Origin of the sequence: Candidatus Nitrotoga sp. M5 (genome assembly GCF_927904885.1) — a bacterium.
Classification (GTDB): domain Bacteria; phylum Pseudomonadota; class Gammaproteobacteria; order Burkholderiales; family Gallionellaceae; genus Nitrotoga.
The window spans coordinates 1-22,400 of record NZ_CAKMNW010000056.1; the positions used below are offsets into that span (position 1 = coordinate 1).

Sequence of the window (22,400 nt, forward strand, 5' to 3'; positions counted from 1 at the left end):
GATAGGTGAATTTTATCAAAAGTGCTTCATGAGAATGGGTTTTTCGAGGTGCCCTCTAAAGTTATGGCGAGAATTGGCACTTCAATCTTTCGTGAATCGGGAGTGTCACTTAATTTTTTTCCGAAGTGAATTTGTGACTATCGTCTCTAACCGGCAGATAAAATTTATGGATAAGAGCCTAATAGCAAGTCATGTTACCCGAGCACTTCAGGTTCATTATTTTTGATGTATGAAATTGCTGCAGAGCAATCGCCTGAAATTTCTATTTCTGTTGTCAGCCATGCACAAATTCAGCTGATTGAAGATTTGCTGCATGATATCAATCAACATTGCCGAACTTTATCGATCGAATTAATTCTCACACTTAATCTGGATGAGAGGCTGCCGTTCGCGACTGATAGTTTTTTATTTCCAATAAAGGTTATTCGCAATCTTATTCCTAAGGGATTCGCAACCAATCACAATCAAGCTTTTACTTACGCAACGGGACAGTTTTTTTGTGTAATAAATCCAGATGTTCGGCTGAATGACAACCCATTCAAGGCTTTACGTGCGTGCCTACAGGATTCCGTAATTGGCGTTGCTGCACCGCTCATATTGAATACTAGCGGTGAGATAGAAGACAGTGCCCGTCGTTTCCCGACGCCCTTCAAAATACTGTGCAAAGCATTCGGCAAATGTAAAGGCAGCGACTATCTTGTAAAAGATAAGTCTATCTTTCCTGATTGGGTGGGTGGGATGTTTATGTTATTCCCGCGTGACGTATTCAAAAAAATAGGTGGATTTGATCAGCGATATTTTCTGTATTATGAGGACGTAAATTTATGCGCCAGGTTGAGAGTAAAGGGCTATGCAGTGGCCGTATGCCCTGATGCCAAGGCGATTCATCATGCACGCAGGAGTAGTCATTACAGTCTTAAATTTTTGAAGTGGCATCTTATGAGCATGATACGATTTTTTTGTTCATCCTTGTTTTTAAAAATATTATGGTTGCGTTGGAGAAAAAAATCCCATGGATAAATGTGCAGTAGCGCAATGAAACCTTACAAAATTTTATATGCTTGATCGTTAGCTATCATCATGAAATTTATGATTTCCGGGGCTACTGGCTTTGTTGGTAAAGCACTCTGTGCTGAATTGCGCCGGCGAGGGCAATCTGTAAGTGCAGCAGTGCGTTCAGAGACGTCATGGATTGAAAATGCTAAGCTCATAGTCGTCGGCGCAATTGATAGTGAAACGAATTGGGTTGATGCGCTACAAGATGCGGACGTAGTGATTCATCTTGCCGCACGAGTGCATGTAATGCGCGAGCGCGCTGCCGATCCACTAGCAGAGTTTCTCAAGGTCAACCTGCACGGCACTTTAAATCTCGCTCGGCAGGCTGCTTGTTCTGGAGTGAGGCGGTTTGTCTACGTTAGTACAATAAAGGTGAATGGTGAACAGACCAGCGCAACTCAGTCATTTACAGAGTTGGATGAACCCAGCCCACAAGATTTTTACAGTATCTCTAAATGGCAAGCTGAACAAGCGTTGTGGCGCATTGGCCAAGAAACCGGAATGGAAATTGTTGTTGTGCGTACTCCATTGGTTTATGGTCCAGGCGTGAAAGGAAATTTTGCACAAATGCTGGCGGTGGCGACCAAACACATTCCTTTGCCATTTGCTTCTGTGCATAACCGCCGCAGCCTGATTTATCTGGGTAACTTGGTGGATGCCTTGATAGCTTGTTCGACCCATCCGGTCGCCGCAGGCCACACTTATTTGGTATGTGACGGAGAGGAAATTTCCACTCCAGATTTATTGCGCCAATTGGGCAACGCGATGGGATGTCCAGCTCACTTATTGCCGTTCCCGCCTAGCTGGTTACGTACGCTGGGAAAATTGTCTGGTAAATCTGATCAAGTCGAACGGTTACTTAGTTCGTTGCAAGTTGATAGTGGTAAAATCCGCCATGATTTAAATTGGGTCCCTCCTTATACTTTGCAACAGGGGCTGCAAGCGACTGCAGAGTCGCACCGACGTTTAGGTAAGAAGAGCTAGTAAGAATGTACTTATGCTGTGACCAATTGTTGAATAAAGCATGCCAACTTAGCCTAACAGCTTGTCGGACTTAAATAATCGTAGCGAGAATTGAGCTGAGTGAAGGGTGATTTTGCGAGCTTTTACCTTGCGGCGAAATGCCTGCTTACCCCACTTGACGATTTTGCAGAGTAATAGTTGTTCTATTGCGCAGCAACAATAAATCGCTCAGTTCAATTTGCAGCCGATTACTTTAAGTCTTACAGGCTGCTAGGATTTGTTAAGCAATTTTCCATATGGTAACGCCCTCGCATGAATGTTGATTGCGCGGAAATTACCAATTTAGTTATAGAGTAAAGTCCCTATGTCGCATTTCGCACCCATGATTGCAGCTCTAATCACGATGTTGGTGATTACCATTGTTGTATATAGTAAAACCGGTAAAAAAATTCAAGATATCCCCAATGAGCGCTCATTGCACGAGGAACCGATTCCTCGCGTTGGCGGAGTGGGTTTAATGGCAGGCCTCCTGTCTGCTTGGGCATTGATGATATTGTCATTAGCTTGGTGGGTGGTATTGCCCATGATTTTACTGTTCATTGTTTCTTTATTAGATGACATGCGCGGCATGCCAGTACGACAGCGCTTGTTGGCACACATCGTTGCTGCTGTAATTCTGGTGCTCGGATCGGGTTTGCTAGCGCAGGGGATCGTACTGGCTTTACTCGTGGTGCTGTGCGTAGTTTGGATGACTAATCTATTCAATTTTATGGATGGATCGGATGGCTTGGCTGGAGGTATGACGTTTTTCGGTTTCACCATGTATGGCATAGCAGCGCTGATGCATGGTGCTGATACTCAGGCCATGTTAAATTTTTCAATAGGTGCCGCTGGCTTGGGCTTACTTTATTACAATTTTTATCCAGCTCAAGTATTTATGGGTGACGCAGGATCCATTCCTCTTGGATTTTTATCCGCCGCTATGGGGTTGTGGGGCTGGCAACAAGAGCTATGGCCTGGATGGTTTCCGTTGCTGGTGTTTTCTCCTTTCATCTTAGATGCCAGTGTTACCTTGCTGAAGCGCATGATGCGTCGTGAAAAAATCTCTCAAGCACATCGCGAGCATTATTATCAACGTATGGTGCAGATTGGTTGGGGACATCGTAATGTCGCATTATTTGAATATGCTTTAATGTTTGCGGCGGGCGCGTCTGCCCTTTTTAGTTTACGTCAATCCACCGAATGGCCATGGCTACTGTTCCTGATATGGGGTGGAGTGTACGCTGGACTAATGCTGGTTTTGGATAGTCGTTGGAATAAGTTTCAGCGAAGCCAGCGTGGCTAAACTAGATTCACGTACTCTGCTGGCCATGTCGCATGACCTTGTGGCAGCTGCATTTGCGTGGGGTTTTGCTTATCTGTTGCGCTTTAATTTCGAACCACCACCGCATTTCATGGATGAAATGCTTCGTACCCTGATCTGGGTAGTGCCATTGCAAAGTATTATTTTCTGGCGCTTTGGTTTGTATCGTGGCCTATGGCGCTATGCCAGCGTAACTGACTTGCGCCGAATTTTTTTTGCAGTTTTGGCTGCTGCCGCATTGATCCCTTTGGTGGTGTGGTTGTTTCGCATCAATGCCGTAATACCGCGCTCGGTTTTGGTGATTAACCCTGCGTTATTGCTGCTTGTAATGGGCGGGAGCCGTTTAGTTTATCGTCTTTGGAAAGAGCATGGTTTATACAGCAGTCTTACATTAAATGTAGAGCCGGTGCTTGTTTTAGGAGCGGGCGATGCAGCCTTAGGTTTGTCCAAAGAGCTGGCACGCAGACGCGATTGGCGGCTGGTGGGTTTTTTGGACGACGATGTAGATAAACATGGGCACACCATCAATGGCATCAAGGTGCTGGGCCCGCTGGATGGCCTGCCGCAGTGGACGGAACGCTTAAGTGTGAAGCAAGCCATTATTGCCATGCCATCAGCCTCGCACCAAGTGCGCAAGCGTGCGATTGAGATTTGCAATCAGGCCGAAGTAAAGGTGCTGACAGTACCCTCATTCGACGACCTGTTAAGTGGACGTATTGCCATTTCGCAATTGCGCGCCGTGGAACTGGAGGATTTGCTGGGGCGCGATCCAGTTCAATTGGATACGGCTGGACTGCATGAGTTACTTACCGGGAAAGTCGTGCTGGTAACTGGCGCTGGAGGGTCCATAGGTTCGGAATTATGTCGCCAGATCATACAATTCAAACCGCGTACTTTAGTGATGTTCGAGTTGAGCGAATTCGCACTGTATAACATGGAACAGGAGCTGGCCGCGACATTAGATGACCTGGAAATTGTCTGCCTGATTGGGGATGTACGTGATACTGCTCGTCTTGATCAAGTCTTTTCTGAGTATAAGCCCGCGATAGTTTTTCACGCAGCCGCATACAAGCATGTTCCCCTCATGGAGCAACATAACACTTGGCAGGCGATACGCAATAACGTGTTAGGCACATGGTCGGTCGCCACAGCTGCACAGCGTCATGATGTAGCGAAATTTGTATTGATCTCTACCGATAAAGCAGTCAACCCAACCAATGTGATGGGGGCGAGTAAGCGTCTGGCAGAAATGGTATGTCAGGGATTGCAGCAAACTGGCGGAACGCGCTTTATAATGGTGCGCTTTGGCAACGTTTTAGGCAGCACTGGTAGCGTCATTCCAAAGTTCCGCGAACAAATTGCGAAGGGTGGACCAATTACTGTCACACATCCAGACGTTACACGCTATTTCATGTCGATTCCAGAAGCTGCGCAATTAGTATTGCAGGCCAGTTTAATGGGTAAAGGCGGAGAAATATTTGTATTGGACATGGGCGATCCAGTAAAAATTATTGATCTGGCGAATGATCTTGTTCGTCTTTCCGGCCTAAGCAAGGATGATATCCGGATTGAATTTGTTGGCTTGCGTTTGGGTGAAAAGCTATATGAGGAATTGCTGGCTGACAACGAGCACACTTTACCCACACCTCATATAAAACTTCGAATCGCACAGGCACGCGAAGTGAACGCCGCATGGCTGGGAAATTTATTAATTTGGTTCAATACGGACGCTACGCAGGACGACGTAGAAGTTAAGCATGCCTTGACACAATGGGTGCCAGAATACTGTCCAGATTTTAATGGCGTTAAAAATACTCCGAGTTTATATTCATAAGGCACAGAAAATTACAAAATGACTGTTCGCGAATCATGGCAACCTACGCTGTAGGTGATATACAGGGATGTTACACCGAGCTTGTGCGGTTGCTGGAGAAGTTATGCTTCGACCCAGCAATAGATAGGTTATGGCTGGTAGGTGATTTGGTTAACCGCGGACCGGATTCGGTGAACGTACTGCGATTAATAAAATCGTTAGGTGATGCCGCTATCACTGTGCTGGGCAATCATGATCTACACTTGCTTGCAGTGGCTGAGGGCGCTGCTAAATTACATCGCTGTGACACGTTGCACGATATTCTTGGCGCGCCCGACCGAGACGAACTGCTGACTTGGCTACGTGCGCAGCGTCTGCTATATGTGGAGGGTGATTTCGTCCTGGTACATGCTGGGTTGCTGCCGAACTGGACAGTGGCTCAAGCACAACAATTGGCGCATGAAGTAGAAGCCACATTAGTGGGCACACAGTACCACGATTTTCTCGTACACATGTATGGCAACCATCCTGACCATTGGGAAGATAGCCTTAGCGGTTACGAGCGTCTGCGCGTTATCACTAATGCCTGCACGCGCATGCGCGTTTGTACACAGGGAGGTGAGATGGAGTTCAAATTTAAGGGTGAATTACACAATATACCCGAGGGATACATGCCGTGGTTTGATGTGCCGGGGCGTGCCAGCGCCAAGGCCACAGTGGTGTGCGGACATTGGTCGGCGCTGGGGTTGAAAGCTACCCCTCGAATCATTGCGCTTGACACCGGTTGTTTGTGGGGCGGCACGCTCACCGCCATTCGCCTAGAAGACCGTGCACTGTTCCAGACACCATGTATTCCCAATCCGACAGCATCGCCTTGACAGTAATTGGAACGTTTATAACTTTAAAGTGTGATCCTAAAAAAAGCTTAAAGGTTAGCTTTAAAATTGACTTGCCATTTATAGCAGCCTAATTCCCGAGTTTAACTTCAACCACGGCTCGTCGATTATCTGAAGAGTTGAAAGCGATAATCTCAATGCATTTTTTTGAAAAAAATAGGTATTGGTTAAATTAATTTTCATTTAAATCAAATTGATAACATAACATTTATGGCGTCTGTTATGATAGCTACAATTAAAATAACAGTCAGGGGGAGCGGGGTTTAACTCCGCCCTATGAATACCAGTAGTGATCGTTTACTTGCATATATATCTTCCACTAAAATTAGTAATGGCATACTAAGTTGGGGATATTTCTTATCAGAGAGCGTATTTTGTTATCTGCTCTCACGTCTATTCTCCGTACGAGTTTTCGTCGGCTTTTGGCTGTTCGGAAATGAACGTAGCGGGGATTTTTTTTTGCAGTCCTTGTTAATTTACAAGACGGTAGCAAGCTCAATGACTCAGGCATTGCATTTCCGTCCACCTCTCATTTGGCAATACCTCAGCCAAGGCGGCCGCTCCGGTTTTTGTAAGTCATCTCCTCACCACTATTTTTTCGCATAAGCTCATGGATATACTGCTCCTCATAACCCTGATTTTGCTAAACGGGATCTTCGCCATGTCGGAGCTCGCCCTTGTAACCTCTCGTCAGTCACGCCTGGCGCGCCTAGCGGCAGACGGCGACGCCTCCGCAGAGGTGGCGATACGCTTGGGTGAAGATCCAACTCGTTTCCTTTCCACCATCCAGATCGGAATCACCTCAATTGGTATCCTGAATGGTATCGTCGGCGAGGCCGTATTTGCCTCCCCGTTTGCAGCATGGCTGCAAACGCTTGGCGTTAATCAAGACTCAAGCGAGCTGGGCGCAACTGCCTTGGTAGTTTTGGTGATTACCTATTTATCTATTGTTGTTGGCGAACTAGTACCCAAACGCATTGCACAATTTAACCCGGAAGGGATCGCGCGCCTAGTGGCCAGACCTATACACATCTTGGCAATACTGACGCATCCGTTCGTACGATTGCTATCGACATCCACTGATGCTCTTCTGAAAATGATGGGAAAGAGCCAGAAAGTGGAGCCCAGTGTAACGGAAGAGGAAATTCACGCAATGCTGGTGGAAGGTTCCGAAGCTGGGATTATTGAGCAGCACGAACATGATATGGTTCGAAACGTTTTCCGCCTGGATGAACGACAAGTTGGTTCCCTCATGATACCTCGCGCAGACATAGAGTATTTGGATGCCAACCTGCCCTTGGAAGACAATCTCTTACGCATAGCACAATCCGATCATTCGCGCTTTCCGGTTTGCCGGGGGAGTTTGAGCGATCTGCTGGGAGTGACCTCTTTTAAACAACTGTTCAATGAGACCATTAGTGGCAGAACTCCAGATCTGACCGCGCAGCTGAATCCATGTGTTTTTGTGACTGAATCGTTAACTGGATTGGAACTCTTGGCTCAATTCCGAGAGTCAGGCACTCACATGGTTTTCGTCATAGACGAGTATGGCGAGGTTCAGGGTTTGGTCACTCTTCAGGATGTATTAGAAGCGGTTACCGGTGAGTTCAATTCGACCGATATTGAAGACCGCTGGGCGATAAAGCGTGAAGATGGTTCGTGGTTACTGGACGGAATGATTCCAGTGCCGGAACTGAAGGATCAATTAGAGCTGAAGTCTGTCCCTGAAGAAGACAAGGGGCGATATCATACACTTAGCGGCATGATGATGTGGCTGCTTGGGCGGCCACCTTCGGTGGCTGACGTCGTGGTGTGGGAACAATGGCAGCTTGAGGTTCTTGAGCTAGACGGTAAACGAATTGACAGGGTACTCGCAAGCAGTTTATTAAAGCCAGCTCAGGTTTCAGAGGATAGCGAAGTGCCTTCCTAGGCAGAGCAATTGTATTAAAGAGCTTGATTAATAATCAGGCACTAAAGCCTTGACGCCTGCCAGTTAATAAATTTTATTTAAATAACATATAATCATGTAGTTAGGTATAATTATGTTGCTGATGATAGATAATTATGACTCCTTTACCTACAACTTGGTGCAATATTTCGCCGAGTTAGGTGCAGATGTGGTTGTGCATCGTAATGACGAGATTACACTGGAGCAGATTGAGACACTACAACCGAAATATATCGTAATTTCACCGGGGCCATGCACGCCCAACGAAGCTGGAATTTCTGTCGCCGCCATTCAACGTTTCGCCGGACGCATCCCACTTCTTGGGGTGTGCCTCGGCCATCAGAGTATTGGCCAATCATTCGGTGGCAAGATTGGCCATGCAAAACAACTAATGCACGGCAAAACCTCGGCCATTTTCCACAACAATAGTAGCGTTTTCTACGGCCTGCCCAACCCTTTCACTGCTACACGTTACCATTCGCTCGTGATTGAGGGTGCTACACTGCCCGATTGTCTGGAAATTACCGCATGGACTGAAGATGGCGAAATCATGGGAGTGCGTCACAAAACGATGGCAATAGAGGGGGTGCAATTTCATCCGGAATCTATCCTCACTGAACATGGCCACGAGCTACTTGCTAATTTTTTGCGCGGTGAACGTAAATGAACTATGCCAGCCTACTTAATCGTCTGCTTATCCGTGAAGATTTGCCACATGATGACATGATCGAGTTGATGCAGCACATTATGGGTGGGGAGCTTACTCCTGCTCAAATTTCTGCGGTTTTGATTGCGTTACATATGAAGGGAGAAACCGTCTGTGAGATTGCGGCGGCAGCACAGGTAATGCGCGATCTGTCGAGTAAAGTGGTGGTGCAGGATGGGAGGTATTTAATTGATACTTGCGGCACTGGCGGTGATGGTGCGCAGACCTTTAACATTTCCACAGCTAGTGCACTGGTCGCGGCGGCGGCGGGAGCGCGCGTAGCCAAGCATGGTGGTCGTTCTGTTTCCAGCACTTGTGGCAGCGCTGATATTCTGGAAAAGCTTGGTGTCAATGTCAATCTTACACCGCAACAAGTGGCGCACTATGTGCAGGAAATTGGTGTGGGTTTCATGTTTGCGCCCAACCACCACAGCGCGATGAAATACGCTGCACCTGTACGGCGCGAACTCGGCGTGCGAACGCTGTTCAACTTGCTCGGTCCACTTACTAACCCAGCAGGTGCACAAAACCAAGTAATGGGCGTATTTCAGAGGGGTCTGACAGTGAAATTGGCGCGCGTATTGCAGCAGCTCGGTAGTCGGCACGTTTTGGTGGTGCATGGTGCAGACGGCATGGATGAAATCTCTATCAGCGGATCAACTTATATTGCGGAACTGAAAAACGGTGAGGTGTTCGAATATCTGGTGCAACCGCAAGATTTCGATCTACAGGCAGGATCACCGGAGAGTATACGCGTTGCCAATGTTGATGAGGCGCGCACGATGTTGTTGTCGGTGTTAGATAACCAGCCAGGTGCCGCACGTGATATTGTGCAGCTTAACGCTGGTGCGGCCATCTATGTGGCGGGGTTGACTGCAACGCTTTCGGAAGGGGTAAAAAAAGCTAAGGAAGTTATCGCCAGCGGCGCGGCGAAAAATAAGCTGGAAGCGCTTGTCCATTTTTGAGGCTGTTAAAATCAGACATTTTCGTGCGCGTGTAAATGATTTTTGCCAAACACTTCTGCTTCCATTTTGATTAATTCCATAGCTTCCACGTTAATCAATGCAAATTAACTTTGCGTTGTCTGTGGTAAATCTGTAGCAGTTGAATAGTTATATCCCTACAGTATCAATCATCTGTTTTCGGGGTGTTCGTTAATTATGAATATCCAGATTTCTTTTAGCAAATATTTGCGTATGATGCGTGAGACTGCCTATTATTACCAAGCTAGTGTAGCGTCTTGAATTAAAGGATGGCAATGAAATGTGTGAATGATTTTCGGTTGAGATTTGGCAAGCAAGATTTGATACCTATTATGATTGGCGGGATGGGAGTTGATATATCCACTGCCGAACTGGCGCTGGAAGCTGCGCGTCTTGGTGGCATCGGGCATCTTTCCGATGCCATGCTGCCGACTGTAACGGACCGGCTATTAAAGACGAATTTTGTTAAATCGAAGCTCAAGCAGTACAAATACAATGTTGCTAATACGGATAAGTCCACGGTGCAATTCGATCTTGGGCAGATTGCAGAATCGACGCGCCTGCACCTGAGTAAAGCCATGGAGGCAAAGCGCGGCCCCGGTATGATTTTCGTCAACTGTATGGAAAAGCTTACTATGAATGCACCGCGCGAAACGTTGCGGGTACGGTTGCACGGGGCGCTTTCTGCCGGTATAGATGGAATTACCTTGAGTGCTGGATTGCATCTGGGCTCGTTCGCGTTGATGGAAGATCACCCACGTTTCCGCGATGCCAAGCTAGGCATCATTGTATCCTCGCTACGTGCGCTGCAAATTTTCATGCGGAAAAACGCCAAGCTTAACCGCCTGCCAGATTATATCGTGATAGAAGGGCCGCTGGCCGGTGGCCACTTAGGCTTCGGTTTGGACTGGATGAAATACGATTTGCGAGAAATTTGCAAAGAAATTTATCAGTACTTACAGGCCGAAAAATTAGACATTCCAATCATACCGGCTGGTGGAATTTTTACCGGTAGCGATGCAGTGTCATATCTTGAAATGGGTGCTTCGGCGGTGCAAGTAGCAACGCGCTTTACAGCAACAAGTGAGTGCGGCTTGCCGGAAAATATCGTGCAAGAGTACTTTAAAGCCGATGAGGGAGACATTGAAGTAAACATGATCTCGCCAACAGGCTACCCAATGCGCATGTTGAAGAAGAGCCCGGCCATCGGCGCTGGCATTCGTCCCAACTGCGAAGCCTATGGCTACTTGCTCGACGGTAACGGAAATTGCGCTTATATCACAGCTTACAACGCCGAGGTGGCAGCTCACCCGAATGCTAAGAAAATCTCTGTGATGGACAAGACTTGTTTGTGCACCGCTATGCGCAACTTTGACTGCTGGACTTGTGGGCACAACACCTACCGTCTCAAGGACACCACGCACCGTCTGCCGGATGGGACTTATCAGATACTAACAGCCGAGCATGTGTTTAAAGATTATCAGTTCAGCACCGACAACAAAATTTCATTGCCGAATTTACCGGCCATCTAATTCAGATTACACATCAATAGTGTAATAATTATCCCTTCAAACAAGCAGGGGTAATTTATGTCATGCATCGCCGCGAAGCACAGAATGTGCTTGATAGCGTACGCCAAGCCATTACTTTAGCGACGCTGGTTGAACAGTTACGAAAAGTACAGGCGGTGGTCTTGCCACTTCAATACGGCATGAGTATTGAGCAAGCAGTACAAGCCATCTGGTTGTCAAAAGGTTAAGTGTGTCGTTTGCGTAATCGGTTCAATGCGGATGTCGTCGTAGGCGATAAAGTCAAGTCAGTGCACGGAGGACAGCAAGCACAGAGAGTAATTTACTACTGATCGCGAAGCCGAACTACCCAAGCCGTTCTTCGAGTCTGCTAGTGCTGGCGGAACTTAGTGGTCAGCTTATCAAAACGATATTCTGAAAAATGCTTGATTTTACAGACGGTATCTACGTCTACTTGTGCGACAAATTCAGTCGCATTAAATGTTTCTGTATTGTTAGCACCCTGTGTTTTAATTTCACATAGCGTTACTTTATGCACATCGCAACTTGAATAGATCGCGACGTGCACATGGAAAAACTTATTTTAAAATAAGTTTCTTGAAGTACCTATATTTTCGAACTTACTCTCCACCTTGAACACCCAAGTGACCGCCTGTTCCAAGCCCACCTTTTACCTCTTGTGCTTTGTAAGAACGAACGGCTTTCACCAGATTATTGTAGGAATCGGTAAACGCGGCAACGATCACTTTCCCTTCTGCCGTGTTGGAATAGCCTCCGCCTACTCCTCCAAGCGCACTTCCGAATAAGCCACCCAGGAATCCAAAGTCCACATTGCGTGAACTACCCTCAGCTGAAGCTAATTGAACGCCAGAACGGTTATCCACCAAGGTCAACATGGTACTGGACTCTTTGGCAGACATACTGCCACCCAGTAGAGCGCCAACCGACCCAAAGAGACCACCAAGAGCAGCACCCGCACCTCCGGCATTATTGTTGCTGAAAGTGATGGAAGGACTCATAGAATAATCAGCCGCTACCATTTGTCCTTTTTGGAACTTAGAGTTATTGCGTAACTCTCCCGACTGCTCCAATGCACGCTCTCCCATCATATTAGCCATTGCACGCCCCCGTTCTACAACCACGAAGCAGTTAGACTGTTGAACAAGCATCTTAAGTACTGGAGTAGTAGATCCCAATTTCATTTGCCCAGTTAAAATGCCATACCATGGTGCGTTGGTGTCCTCGACGACGGCCAAGGTACCCAAAGATTCAGTACAATTTTCAAGACTGCTGTTGGCATTCTGTGATGTCGCGCCACCCGCAGAACCTGTGGCAGTCGTTTTTGCTTTTTGAGACCCCATTTCCATGTTGGCACAACCCGCCAAGAAAACAGAAACGACAGCTACCGTGGCTGTACGACATAAACTGAAAGAAACAGTCTTCATAATTTACCTCCCCTTTGTTGTTTTTAAAATTATCGAACGCCGTAATAAATAAATTATTATTGCAAATCATCTATTCATTACGGATGCAGCTAGTCAGACTTTAACAATTTAAAATTGTACTACATATTCAACTCTGTATGACCTACCCTGAAATGACATCGTGTTCGTATACAACCTCTTCTATTGAGATTTACGTATGAACTGTAATTAACCCTCAGTTGCATTCATAATCCCCTTGCCTTGTGATTTTTGACACAGGTCAAGGTAAGGGTGGTGCGTTTATGCTCACCATCTGATCCAACCGAGATTTAAGCTTCTTATCTATCGTCTGCCACTGTGTAATATATTGGCTGGGCAGTTCATACCTCAGAAAAAAAACTTTCCCTTTTATGGGCTCAGATATCGCCACATTCGGTGCAGGATGATAAGAATTTTCAATTATGCAAATTGGAATTTCATTGTGAAAAAAACTTTCATCAGCACACCGAATGCGTATCAATTCGTCCGTAGGGTAAGCATGGCTCAAGAATATATCGGCTTTGTCGGATGGGTCGTAGTAATGCAACATTCCAGGTAATTTCGTCGATTCTGGTTGCCGCTGCAACCTCTCAAAAAAATATTTAAAGTATTGATCCCACGGCCTCGTATGCGTAATGGAGGCGTGTAAGTTTTGTCTCCAAGCCAATTTCTCAAATTGCGCTAAATTCTCTTCCTTAAGTGGAGAAAGGTCCGGCAACATGGCATCAATTATGATGAAATCAACAGCCGGCCTTTCCTTACCGTTAATTTTTTTTTGGGACAGATGTCCCCAGCCGTGCAATTGCTGATTGTATCCTTTAAGGTTATAGGTAAGCGGTACATCAAAATTAACGCCATCCATACTTACGCGAAAATTCATTTCTTTAGCCTCAGCCAAGCTAATGACCTTCCGCTGCGGAATAGTCGCTTGCTTTATCTGCCCTCGATAAAAGATAGTCTCCGACCATACTGGTATTTGTTGCCATGTCACCGCAGTGATTACAGCAACGGTGATGCTTCCCCATATCAACGGATTTTTGCCACGCATCCTTGCCGCTTTGGCCGCAAAGAAGCCCAGCAAAACTATACCTAATATAATGGGTAGCAGTCCGATTTTGAGCACCATTATCATTTCGCCTGACAAGTTTTCAGATTACTATTTCCAGATGTTCAACGCAGAGCTAGCTGGTGCCCCGCTTTTACGCATCAGGGTTTAGAATCAAAATAGCGCGGTTATACCGATAGTACAAAATGCTATACCAATGCAAACTTATAGCCAAGCCTCCTATTACTGCCACACCCCATAAGGAAATCGGCAGGAGGTACGAAGCGTCACATTCATCGATTGTAATGAGCGTTCCGGCTCGTCGAGAGCTAAATGAGCCCTGTCCCGATTGCTATAGCTACTAACTTACGTTTTCGACTAATCCCATTAAACAAGACGAGTTGTGAACCTGCGAATGCAATAACCAACATTAAAATGGTGAAAATTGTATGGGCAAAATTAAATATTGCAGTCCTGGAGGCAGTACAAATATACTCGCACGCTATGATGCGCCGTACATTTTAATTATGTTTATAAAAAGTATATAAGCAATTTGCTTATATACTTTTTTGGGTGTCACTCTACTATTTGACTCTTACAGGGCAGTTTAACTGCTGGCATACTTTTGGGAGCCTAGGATGCTGGAGTTTATTGGGCTGGGAATTGCTTGTCCATCAACAGACGATCGCGACTCTCGAATTTCACATTGTACGTGAAGCATCGCTTGAGCCTGGCGTTTCTAATGTTAATTTGATGTTAATCGTCAAGGATCAGGCGGGACATTCTGAAAATACAGGCAGTGGGGTTTCAATATTATCATCAACAATAATTTGTATTGTCGTGCTATAAAAAGAATTTTATAGCGAATCCCTAGTATTCAATCAAAGTTTACTCTTTTGCGTCTTCGAAACATTCGCCATTTTCATTGTCTTCGCTAGATTCGTCGTCTTCAACACCTTCGTTATTCTCATCGTCTTCGAGAGACTCATCTTCTAGCGAAACTTTGAGGATATGACCGGTCTCGCCATCAACAATGACTTTCTGAATTTTGCCGTCTTTGAGTACCTCAACCTTAAACTGCACAGCGTCGGATTCATCATCCAATTCGGCTTCTACAGCCTCTCCGCCGATTGTCTGTTCCGCCACTTTTATTGCTTCGGTTAAAGAAATTTTAGCCAGACTAAAAAGCTGTTGTTCTTTTGCTTCCTTCCCCTTAAATTCAGCTGGCTGCACCGCGTTAGCAGCAATGGCTGCCATCATGGTCATTGTAAACAAGGCTGCACGTATTATATTGCGTGGTTTTCTCATCGAAAAACCCTCATTTTATACTAAACATTCGGAGTTAAAAATTGACCATTAAATTTTATAATATGCTGATTTAAATAATAAAATTTGCATAAAAAAGAGTGAAATAATGGTTGCCTGGCAAACACCCAAAACAACTCAGTAGATCGCAATGAATCTTGGCACAAAAACGACAGAACTTCCATAATTGACGATAAACCTGCTCCGGGACGGAGCCTGTCTCATCGACAATATGTTTGCAGAGTTATATAAGCATATGGGCATGGGGGGACGCTGAGGCTAGAAGCCAAGTAAAACATAGTTTACAAGGGTATTATTGGGCTCGAATGAACTTCGAAATGGTGGTTTATAAAAAATAATTAAGAAATGTGCTTATTTACTTTTTTGAGTGTCACTTTACTATTTGATCCTCACTGGGATGTTTAACTGCTGGCATACTTATCGGAGCTGGGAATGTTGGAGTTAATTGGGCTGAGGGTCACGAGCCCGTAAGCTGTCGACCGCGACTCACGAATTTCGCTTTGTCAGTGAAGAATCACTTGGGCCTGGCTTCTCTACTTTTACTTGGATGTTGATCGTCAAGGATAAGAGGTCATTATGACAATTCAGACAGTGCAATTTCAATTCATCACCGGCCTTAAACGGGCGATATTCCGTAACGCCCGCTTGCGCGGCAGTTGGGATGATAGCGGCCGATACTCGGATGACTGGATGGAATCTCCTATGCAGGAGGAAATCGGCGAAGATGGTTGTCCAATATTTACGGCCTCGATCTCACTTAACCTTGCCGATCAGGATAATACCTTCAAGTGGGGGATTATCCTTGACGGGCCGCAGGGTGCCAACTTCTGGGGCATTCCGACTGAGGTGCAGGATGTTAATTCCGTTGCACGACATCGCCAGTTTCAGCTCAACTGCGAGGTTGTCATGCCTCAGATCGAACGCTATTACTTCACTTACGGCCGCCGCCTGGGAGCCAACAAACACTTCACCGCGGGGAACCCCACACCCGGTCTGCGTTTTGGCGTTTGGGCTCCAAATGCCAAAAATGTGGAAGTGGTCTTCGGCAATCCGGCAAGTGGCTACATAGCCGACGATAGCTCCGGAGTGAACCAGGCACAGCCCGTGATCACCCTGACTCAGCTGGCTGATGGCATCTGGGAAGGTGGCCCGCAGGGCGGCTTTGAGATGTTCCTAAGCCTGCCTTACATGTATCGTATCCTGAACGCGCAAGCACAGCACGTTTATCGCACCGACATATTCTCCCGTAGCCAGATCGGCAGAGGCAATATCAACCCTGTCAAGACTTCCTGGCCGGGGACCGTTGAAACTCTGGATGGGTCCGTGAGTTGTAGCGTGGTCATTGATGCCGACGTGATGCGCCGAGATTTTGCATCCACGCCACGCGGAATGAAACTGGACTGCATTCCGTCTGAGGAATTCTGGACAAGAGAATCCACGCCTGGCCTGCCGGTACCTTCGCACCTCGAAGACCTGGTTATTTACGAATTACACGTCGGCTCATTGGGGTTCGGAAAGCCCGGCCCTGGCGATTTGAGTGACGCGCTACAATTCCTGAACCATCTCGTTGAACTCGGTGTGAATGCCATCGAACTGCTGCCCATGGCAGAGTTTTCAGGCAATACCGCCTGGGGCTATGGCGACAGTCATCACTTCTGTATCGAATCCAGCGCTGGAGGCCGCGACAAGTACCGTCATCTAGTGCGCGAGTGTCATCGGCGTGGCATCGCAGTCATCCAGGACGTGGTCTACAACCACTATGACAACGAAGCGGAACGCGCCCAGTGGCAATACGATTCAACCTTGCCCGAAGAAAATATTTATTACTGGTATGAAGGGCGCGCTTCCGACTACAAAAAAAATGATGGCAGTCCGTTTCCGGAGGGCGGCTACCTTGATAACGGCTCTACCGGCTTCACCCCTCGTTTTTCGGAAGAAATTGTGCGCCAGCAGTTCATCAGCAGTGCCGCCTTTCTTATTGAAGAAATGCACGTCGATGGGCTGCGTGTGGATCTGACCCAGGCGATTCACCGCGACAACACGCTTCACGCCGATGGGCGACTGATTGGCAACGCCAACATCTTCGGGCAGAAATTCCTGCGGGAGTGGAGTCGCACACTGCGCATGATCAAGCCTACTGTGATGCTGATCGCGGAAGATCATACGGGATGGGACGCCGTGACGAAACTGCCAGCACAAGGAGGGCTGGGTTTCAGCGCAAAGTGGGAATTAGCCTTCTACCACCAGTTGATCGGCGACTCCGACATGACTGGAAATCGGGCGCGCCTCTTGAAACGAGCGGGATTTGGCGGCAACGAGCCGCTACAGTTGGACTGGTTTGCCAGTGCCCTTTATAACAGCCGTTACGACCAAGTCGTGTTCCACGAATCTCACGACGAAGCCGGCAATGCCAGCGGTACGGCGCGGACCTTGGTAACGGCCGTCAATGGTGCGCCTGTCATTGGTGCCACTCGCAGCGCGGCGGAGGCACGCTCGCGCGTATGCTTCGGTCTGACCTTGCTTTCGGCAGGCATCCCCATGTTTTTCATGGGCGAAGAGATCGGAGCACAGAAACACTATACGTATGACCGCTTTCTGTTGAACCGCGAAGATATCATTGGCGAACGGATTGGTAACGGTAAGGCACTGTTTCGCTTTTATCAGGATCTCATAAGTCTCAGTCGCCGACTGCGCTCGATTCGCAGCCAGGACATTGACATACTCCACCTGTCAAATTCAAATCGAGTGATCGCTTTCAAGCGGTGGCGCGGGGATGAGGAAGTCATTATCGTCGCCAGCTTCAACAATACTGCCTTCACTGACGGTTATGTCATCGAAAAGGATTTGCTGGCCATCCCTGATGCCGGATGGAAGGAAATATTCAATAGCGACGCCGCCATCTATGGTGGCCAAAACAGGGGTAATGGCGGTGCCAGTATTCCGTCCAACCAAGGTCGACTTAATGTAACGATCCCTGCCAATAGTTTTGTGGTGCTAGTAAAACAATGATGAAGAAAATACTGGTATTTACTTGAATAATAATCGAATGAACCTGCTTTTTCTTGAGCGTGTCCCAGAAGCATGCATCCGGTGCGTGGCTCGTTAATCGCCCTGGCGACTCATGGATGTAGGTTGAGGTTACTTCAGCTCATTTTTTGATTTTCTCGCACTTAAAAAACGCAATTGAAAATCCTGATTCACCCAAATTTTATAGTTTAAATGGCGTTTGAATAATATGCGCACCATCCTTTGTTACTTTGGGCTTTGGCTTCCACGCGTGCCCATAAATTACTTCGAAAGTCGCGGGCAGCTTGCCATTTTGCCGGAATCGTTCGTAATTCTCCTGCAGCGCCAGCCAAGCAGCCTTACCCATCATGCCGTGCCCACGTCCAGCATTGGCATTGTGCGCGCCTATGTCGCGTAAATCCTGCATTACTGCTTTCAAATTATCGTAGGTCAGCGTGATAATTTCCATGTCCATCACGGGCGCGGCAAAACCGTTGGCCTTCAGCATGTCGCCGATGTCGTGCATGTCTGCGAAGCGATTAACATGCCTGTGCTCATCCACGCTATGGAATGCACTGCGTAGTTCCTTGAGCGTATCCGGACCGAAGGTGCTGAACATCACCAAGCCCTCCACTTTCAATACGCGATGTAACTCGCTAAGTGTGGCGGGCAGATCGTTGCACCATTGCAGGGTAAGATTCGACCATACCAGCTCGATACTGTTGGCTGCTAACGGCAAGGCTTCGACATCGGCGCATACATAGCTGTGCTTGCCACTATCGAATAGTTTGCGCCACCAGCTTAGCTTGCTGCGCGATACATTGAGCATGCTAATTGCCATGTCGAGCGCCAATAGATGCGCCGCCGGATAGCGCTGTGACAGCTGGCGCGTACCCCAGCCAGTACCACTACCCACATCCAGCACAGACGTTGGCTTCTGTTTTATATAATCCAGCCGTTCCAGCATGCGGCTGCACACCTCACGCTGCAATACAGCAGCGGTATCGTATCCATTGGCCGCGCGATTGAAGGCCATTCGCACCTGGCGTTTGTCTATCAGGTAATCATCCATTTAAAAATGCCTCGATCCGTTGCATAAAAATTTCCGGGTGAGATAAAAACGGCGCATGTGACGCGCCCTTTATATTGAATAACTGCGCATTGGGCAATTGTTGCGCGAGATAGTTTGATGCTGCAGGTGAAGTCAATACGTCGCGCTCACCTGAAATGACTAAAGCAGCTTGAGTAATTTGCGGCAACACCGCACGCAGATCGGTATTGCGCAATATTTCCAGGCCCCCGCGCAATGCCGCAATGTTTGGTTCAGCGCGACTGGAAAGGCGGACACGCAAATCCGCCAGCAACTCGCGTTCGTGTTCGCTGCCGCGCACCTGTAATGCCATAAACCGCTTTAACGTCAGCGCATGATTTTCCAGCAACGCAACAGAAAATTCTTGCAAAATATGCGCATCCATTGCACATTCCCAGTTGCTACGTTGCACAAAACTAGGCGTGGTAGCAACCAGCACGAGCTTGTCGACCTGATGCGGCGCATGGAGTGCCCAGCGCAACGCAATCTGCCCGCCGAGCGACCAGCCACATAGTGCCAGCGGCTCACCGTCATGTTCAGTATGCCAATACTCAGATAGCCGCTGTACCAACCCATCCAAATCATATTGCGCGATCATCGGGCTGGCGCCATATCCCGGCAAGTCCACGCAGTGCACGCGAAAATGTTGCGCAAGTTGTGTCACCACACTGCCCCAGATGTCGCAGTGCATACCCCAGCCGTGTATCAGTAGCAGCGGCGCTCCGGCACCGCGACTTTCAATGTGCAAGCTCATGCAAGGCTGAAATCAATTGCGCCACATCCTGCTCGCTATGCGCCGCCGATAGCGAAATGCGTAGTCGCGCTGTTCCCTGCGGAACGGTTGGCGGGCGAATGGCTGGTACCCAGATGCCACGTGTGCGTAGCGCTTCGCTCAAAGCTACTGCAACATTATTGTTACCGACCAGCAGTGGCTGAATCGGGGTGTCGGAGTGCATCAGCGCCCACGGCAGCCCGATCAGACCAGCACGCAACTGCGAAACTAATTTCCATAATTGTGTACGCCGCCACTCTTCTTTCTGAAATAAGCGCAAACTGGCCAGCACCGCGCAGGATAGCGCCGGTGGACTGGCTGTTGTGTAGATATAGCTGCGCGCATTCTGTACCAGCGTATCAATTACTACCTGTTCCGCTGCAATGAATGCTCCAGATACGCCCGCCGCTTTGCCCAGAGTAGCCATATAGATGATGCGCGGCGAGGCCAGATCTGATAAATCTCTATGGTGAAATAATGAGCCCCGCCCGTGTTCACCTAATATGCCAAAGCCGTGCGCATCATCCACCAGTAACCAAGCATCATATTGCACACATAACGCCAACAGTTCCGGCAACAACGCAAGGTCACCATCCATGCTGAATACCGCATCAGTAATAACAAGTTTGCGACCGCTGTGTGGCTGTGCCAATGATTGCGCAAGATGTGCCATGTCGTTGTGACGATAACGCTGCACTTGCGCACGTGATAACAACATGGCGTCATTGAGTGATGCGTGATTCAGCTTGTCGGCAAAAATTTTATCGCGCCTGCCGACCAGCGCTTGCACCGCTCCGAGGTTAGCCAGATAGCCGGAGGAAAATAACAGTGCTGCGGGCTTGTCGACGAATTCAGCAAGTGCTTGTTCCAGTTCTTCGTGTGCGCTGAAATGGCCGCTGACCAGATGGGAAGCACCCGCACCCAATCCATACTGTTGCGTACCAGTCTGCAAAGCGGCAAGCAACTGCGGGTGATCAGCTAAACCGAGGTAGTCGTTGCTGGAAAAAGACAGAAACGGTTTGCCATTTACCTTGACCCGTGTGCCTTGCGCACTTTGTAACTCGTGACGATAGCGCAGAAGTCCTTGGGTTGCGCGGGTGTCGAGTTCATCTTGCAGCGCTTCAAAAGGCATTGAAATTTTCCATCACAGGTAAGGGAGTTTGATCAACCCGGATAATCCATCAGGAAATATAAGCGGCCTCCCCCCTTTTTTAAAAGGGGGAGAGCTTGCGAGGGGGCCGAGGGGGATTTTTGTGTCCCCGCAACGCTCAAATCCCCCCTAGCCCCCCTTTTGCAAAGGGGGGGATACGTCGTCATCTCGCAAATCAAGTCTAAAGGATTGTATGGGTTCAATGCACTTTAACTTTTTGCCGCAAGGGAATACATTCCCAATTTGTCGAGTAGCACGCGGTCGCGCTCCACCTCTGGATTGCCGGTCGTAAGCAACTGCTCGCCATAAAATATTGAATTGGCACCTGCGAGAAAACATAAAGCCTGCACCGCTTCGCTCATTTGTTGTCGCCCGGCAGACAATCGTACTCGCGCCTTGGGCATAGTGATGCGCGCCACCGCGATGGTACGTACAAAATCCAGCGGATCCAGCGCTTTGGTGTCGGCCAGCGGCGTACCTTCTACCTGTACCAGCAGGTTGATCGGTACACTTTCAGGATAAGGGTCCAGGTTGGCTAGTTGTGCGACCAAGCCGGCGCGTTGATTAAGGCTTTCACCCATGCCAACAATACCACCACAGCATACATTCAAGTCAGCATCGCGTACCTGCTCCAGCGTGTCCAGTCTGTCTTGATAATCACGCGTGGTAATGATTTCGTCGTAGAACTCAGGCGCGGTGTCCAGATTATGATTGTAGTAATCCAATCCAGCGTCTTTTAGCTGCTTGGCCTGGCCGTCTTTCAACATGCCCAGGGTAGCGCAGGTTTCCAACCCCAGCGCTTTCACTTCGCGCACCATGCTCAGCACCGGGTCCAGATCTCGCTGCTTGGGGCCGCGCCAAGCAGCGCCCATGCAAAAGCGAGTTGCGCCAGCGGCCTTGGCAACGCGAGCAGCTGTCAGCACGTCGTCAAGCTCCATCAATGCCTGACTTTTCACGCTGGTATCATAGCGTGCAGCTTGGGGGCAATAGCCGCAGTCTTCGGGACAGCCGCCTGTTTTAATGGACAGTAAAGTGGACAACTGTACCGCGTTGGCATCGAAATGTTCTCGATGCACTTGCTGTGCGCGATAGAGCAAATCGGCAAACGGCAGCTTAAATAGCGCCTCAACTTGGGCGAGGCTCCAGCATTGCGCCTTGCTTGATGGTTGAGACGGTACCGAGGGTTTGGAGGGGCGGGTAAATTGAACGGTGTGAGTCGTCATGGCTTGCAGTCTAATGAATTACAATGGTTCGGCATCATCCATGAAAGGGCGCAATCTTGTCAATTTTG

Annotated in this window: 18 protein-coding genes; 11 read left to right on the plus strand and 7 right to left on the minus strand. The window is 48.1% G+C overall.

Features of this window, described 5'->3' with window-relative positions; translation table 11 throughout:
* Positions 1-225: 225 nt before the first annotated feature.
* From MJ770_RS10550 to MJ770_RS10595, 10 genes are all read left to right on the plus strand, one after another.
* Entirely contained in the window at positions 226-1,020 is a 795-nt protein-coding gene (locus MJ770_RS10550; protein ID WP_239253822.1) for a glycosyltransferase family 2 protein, read from the plus strand.
* A 60-nt stretch (positions 1,021-1,080) separates the two neighbouring features.
* Positions 1,081-2,040, plus strand: a complete 960-nt coding sequence (locus MJ770_RS10555; RefSeq protein WP_239253825.1) for a UDP-glucose 4-epimerase family protein — start codon at positions 1,081-1,083, stop codon at positions 2,038-2,040.
* Between the two features lie 343 nt (positions 2,041-2,383).
* Positions 2,384-3,364 carry an MraY family glycosyltransferase gene (locus MJ770_RS10560; RefSeq protein ID WP_239253827.1) on the plus strand — a complete coding sequence of 327 codons (981 nt, stop codon included), beginning with the start codon at positions 2,384-2,386 and terminating at the stop codon, positions 3,362-3,364.
* Positions 3,365-3,389: 25 nt separating this feature from the next.
* Entirely contained in the window at positions 3,390-5,216 is a 1,827-nt protein-coding gene (locus tag MJ770_RS10565; RefSeq protein ID WP_239254092.1) for a polysaccharide biosynthesis protein, read from the plus strand.
* Between the two features lie 35 nt (positions 5,217-5,251).
* A complete protein-coding gene (locus MJ770_RS10570; RefSeq protein WP_239253829.1) occupies positions 5,252-6,073 on the plus strand; it encodes a symmetrical bis(5'-nucleosyl)-tetraphosphatase in 822 nt (273 codons plus the stop codon).
* Positions 6,074-6,701: 628 nt separating this feature from the next.
* Positions 6,702-8,021, plus strand: coding sequence for a hemolysin family protein (locus MJ770_RS10575; RefSeq protein ID WP_256448824.1), 1,320 nt, complete (start codon positions 6,702-6,704; stop codon positions 8,019-8,021).
* Positions 8,022-8,133: 112 nt separating this feature from the next.
* The gene (locus tag MJ770_RS10580) at positions 8,134-8,706 is read left to right on the plus strand and encodes an anthranilate synthase component II (protein WP_239253831.1); all 573 of its coding nucleotides are present in this window, start codon (positions 8,134-8,136) and stop codon (positions 8,704-8,706) included.
* Positions 8,703-9,710 carry an anthranilate phosphoribosyltransferase gene (gene trpD, locus MJ770_RS10585; RefSeq protein ID WP_239253832.1) on the plus strand — a complete coding sequence of 336 codons (1,008 nt, stop codon included), beginning with the start codon at positions 8,703-8,705 and terminating at the stop codon, positions 9,708-9,710. Before MJ770_RS10580 ends, trpD begins: the two co-directional genes overlap by 4 nt.
* A gap of 293 nt (positions 9,711-10,003) precedes the next feature.
* Complete coding sequence (locus MJ770_RS10590; protein ID WP_239253833.1) at positions 10,004-11,260, plus strand: nitronate monooxygenase; 1,257 nt, start codon at positions 10,004-10,006, stop codon at positions 11,258-11,260.
* A gap of 62 nt (positions 11,261-11,322) precedes the next feature.
* The gene (locus MJ770_RS10595; RefSeq protein ID WP_239253834.1) at positions 11,323-11,487 is read left to right on the plus strand and encodes a hypothetical protein; all 165 of its coding nucleotides are present in this window, start codon (positions 11,323-11,325) and stop codon (positions 11,485-11,487) included.
* 390 nt (positions 11,488-11,877) lie between these two features.
* Here MJ770_RS10595 and MJ770_RS10600 read toward each other — a convergent pair whose 3' ends face one another.
* From MJ770_RS10600 to MJ770_RS10610, 3 genes are all read right to left on the minus strand, one after another.
* Complete coding sequence (locus MJ770_RS10600) at positions 11,878-12,702, minus strand: CsgG/HfaB family protein (RefSeq protein WP_239253835.1); 825 nt, start codon at positions 12,700-12,702, stop codon at positions 11,878-11,880.
* A gap of 259 nt (positions 12,703-12,961) precedes the next feature.
* Positions 12,962-13,846 (minus strand): hypothetical protein, encoded by an 885-nt coding sequence (locus MJ770_RS10605; protein ID WP_239253842.1) that lies wholly within the window; start codon positions 13,844-13,846, stop codon positions 12,962-12,964.
* 807 nt (positions 13,847-14,653) lie between these two features.
* Entirely contained in the window at positions 14,654-15,073 is a 420-nt protein-coding gene (locus MJ770_RS10610; protein WP_239253848.1) for a PepSY domain-containing protein, read from the minus strand.
* A 594-nt stretch (positions 15,074-15,667) separates the two neighbouring features.
* On the opposite strand from MJ770_RS10610, the gene MJ770_RS10615 reads away from it, so the two are divergent.
* Entirely contained in the window at positions 15,668-18,100 is a 2,433-nt protein-coding gene (locus MJ770_RS10615) for an alpha-amylase family glycosyl hydrolase (protein WP_239253858.1), read from the plus strand.
* A 199-nt stretch (positions 18,101-18,299) separates the two neighbouring features.
* Here MJ770_RS10615 and bioC read toward each other — a convergent pair whose 3' ends face one another.
* The 4 genes from bioC to bioB form a co-directional block, all read right to left on the minus strand.
* Positions 18,300-19,169, minus strand: coding sequence for a malonyl-ACP O-methyltransferase BioC (gene bioC, locus MJ770_RS10620; protein ID WP_239253868.1), 870 nt, complete (start codon positions 19,167-19,169; stop codon positions 18,300-18,302).
* A complete protein-coding gene (gene bioH / locus MJ770_RS10625; protein WP_239253870.1) occupies positions 19,162-19,941 on the minus strand; it encodes a pimeloyl-ACP methyl ester esterase BioH in 780 nt (259 codons plus the stop codon). Before bioH ends, bioC begins: the two co-directional genes overlap by 8 nt.
* Positions 19,925-21,091: an 8-amino-7-oxononanoate synthase gene (gene bioF, locus MJ770_RS10630; RefSeq protein WP_239253872.1), complete on the minus strand. Its 1,167-nt coding sequence runs from the start codon at positions 21,089-21,091 to the stop codon at positions 19,925-19,927. The genes bioH and bioF overlap by 17 nt, the downstream gene beginning before the upstream one ends.
* A 227-nt stretch (positions 21,092-21,318) precedes the next feature.
* Positions 21,319-22,332, minus strand: a complete 1,014-nt coding sequence (gene bioB / locus MJ770_RS10635; RefSeq protein WP_239253874.1) for a biotin synthase BioB — start codon at positions 22,330-22,332, stop codon at positions 21,319-21,321.
* Positions 22,333-22,400: the final 68 nt, after the last annotated feature.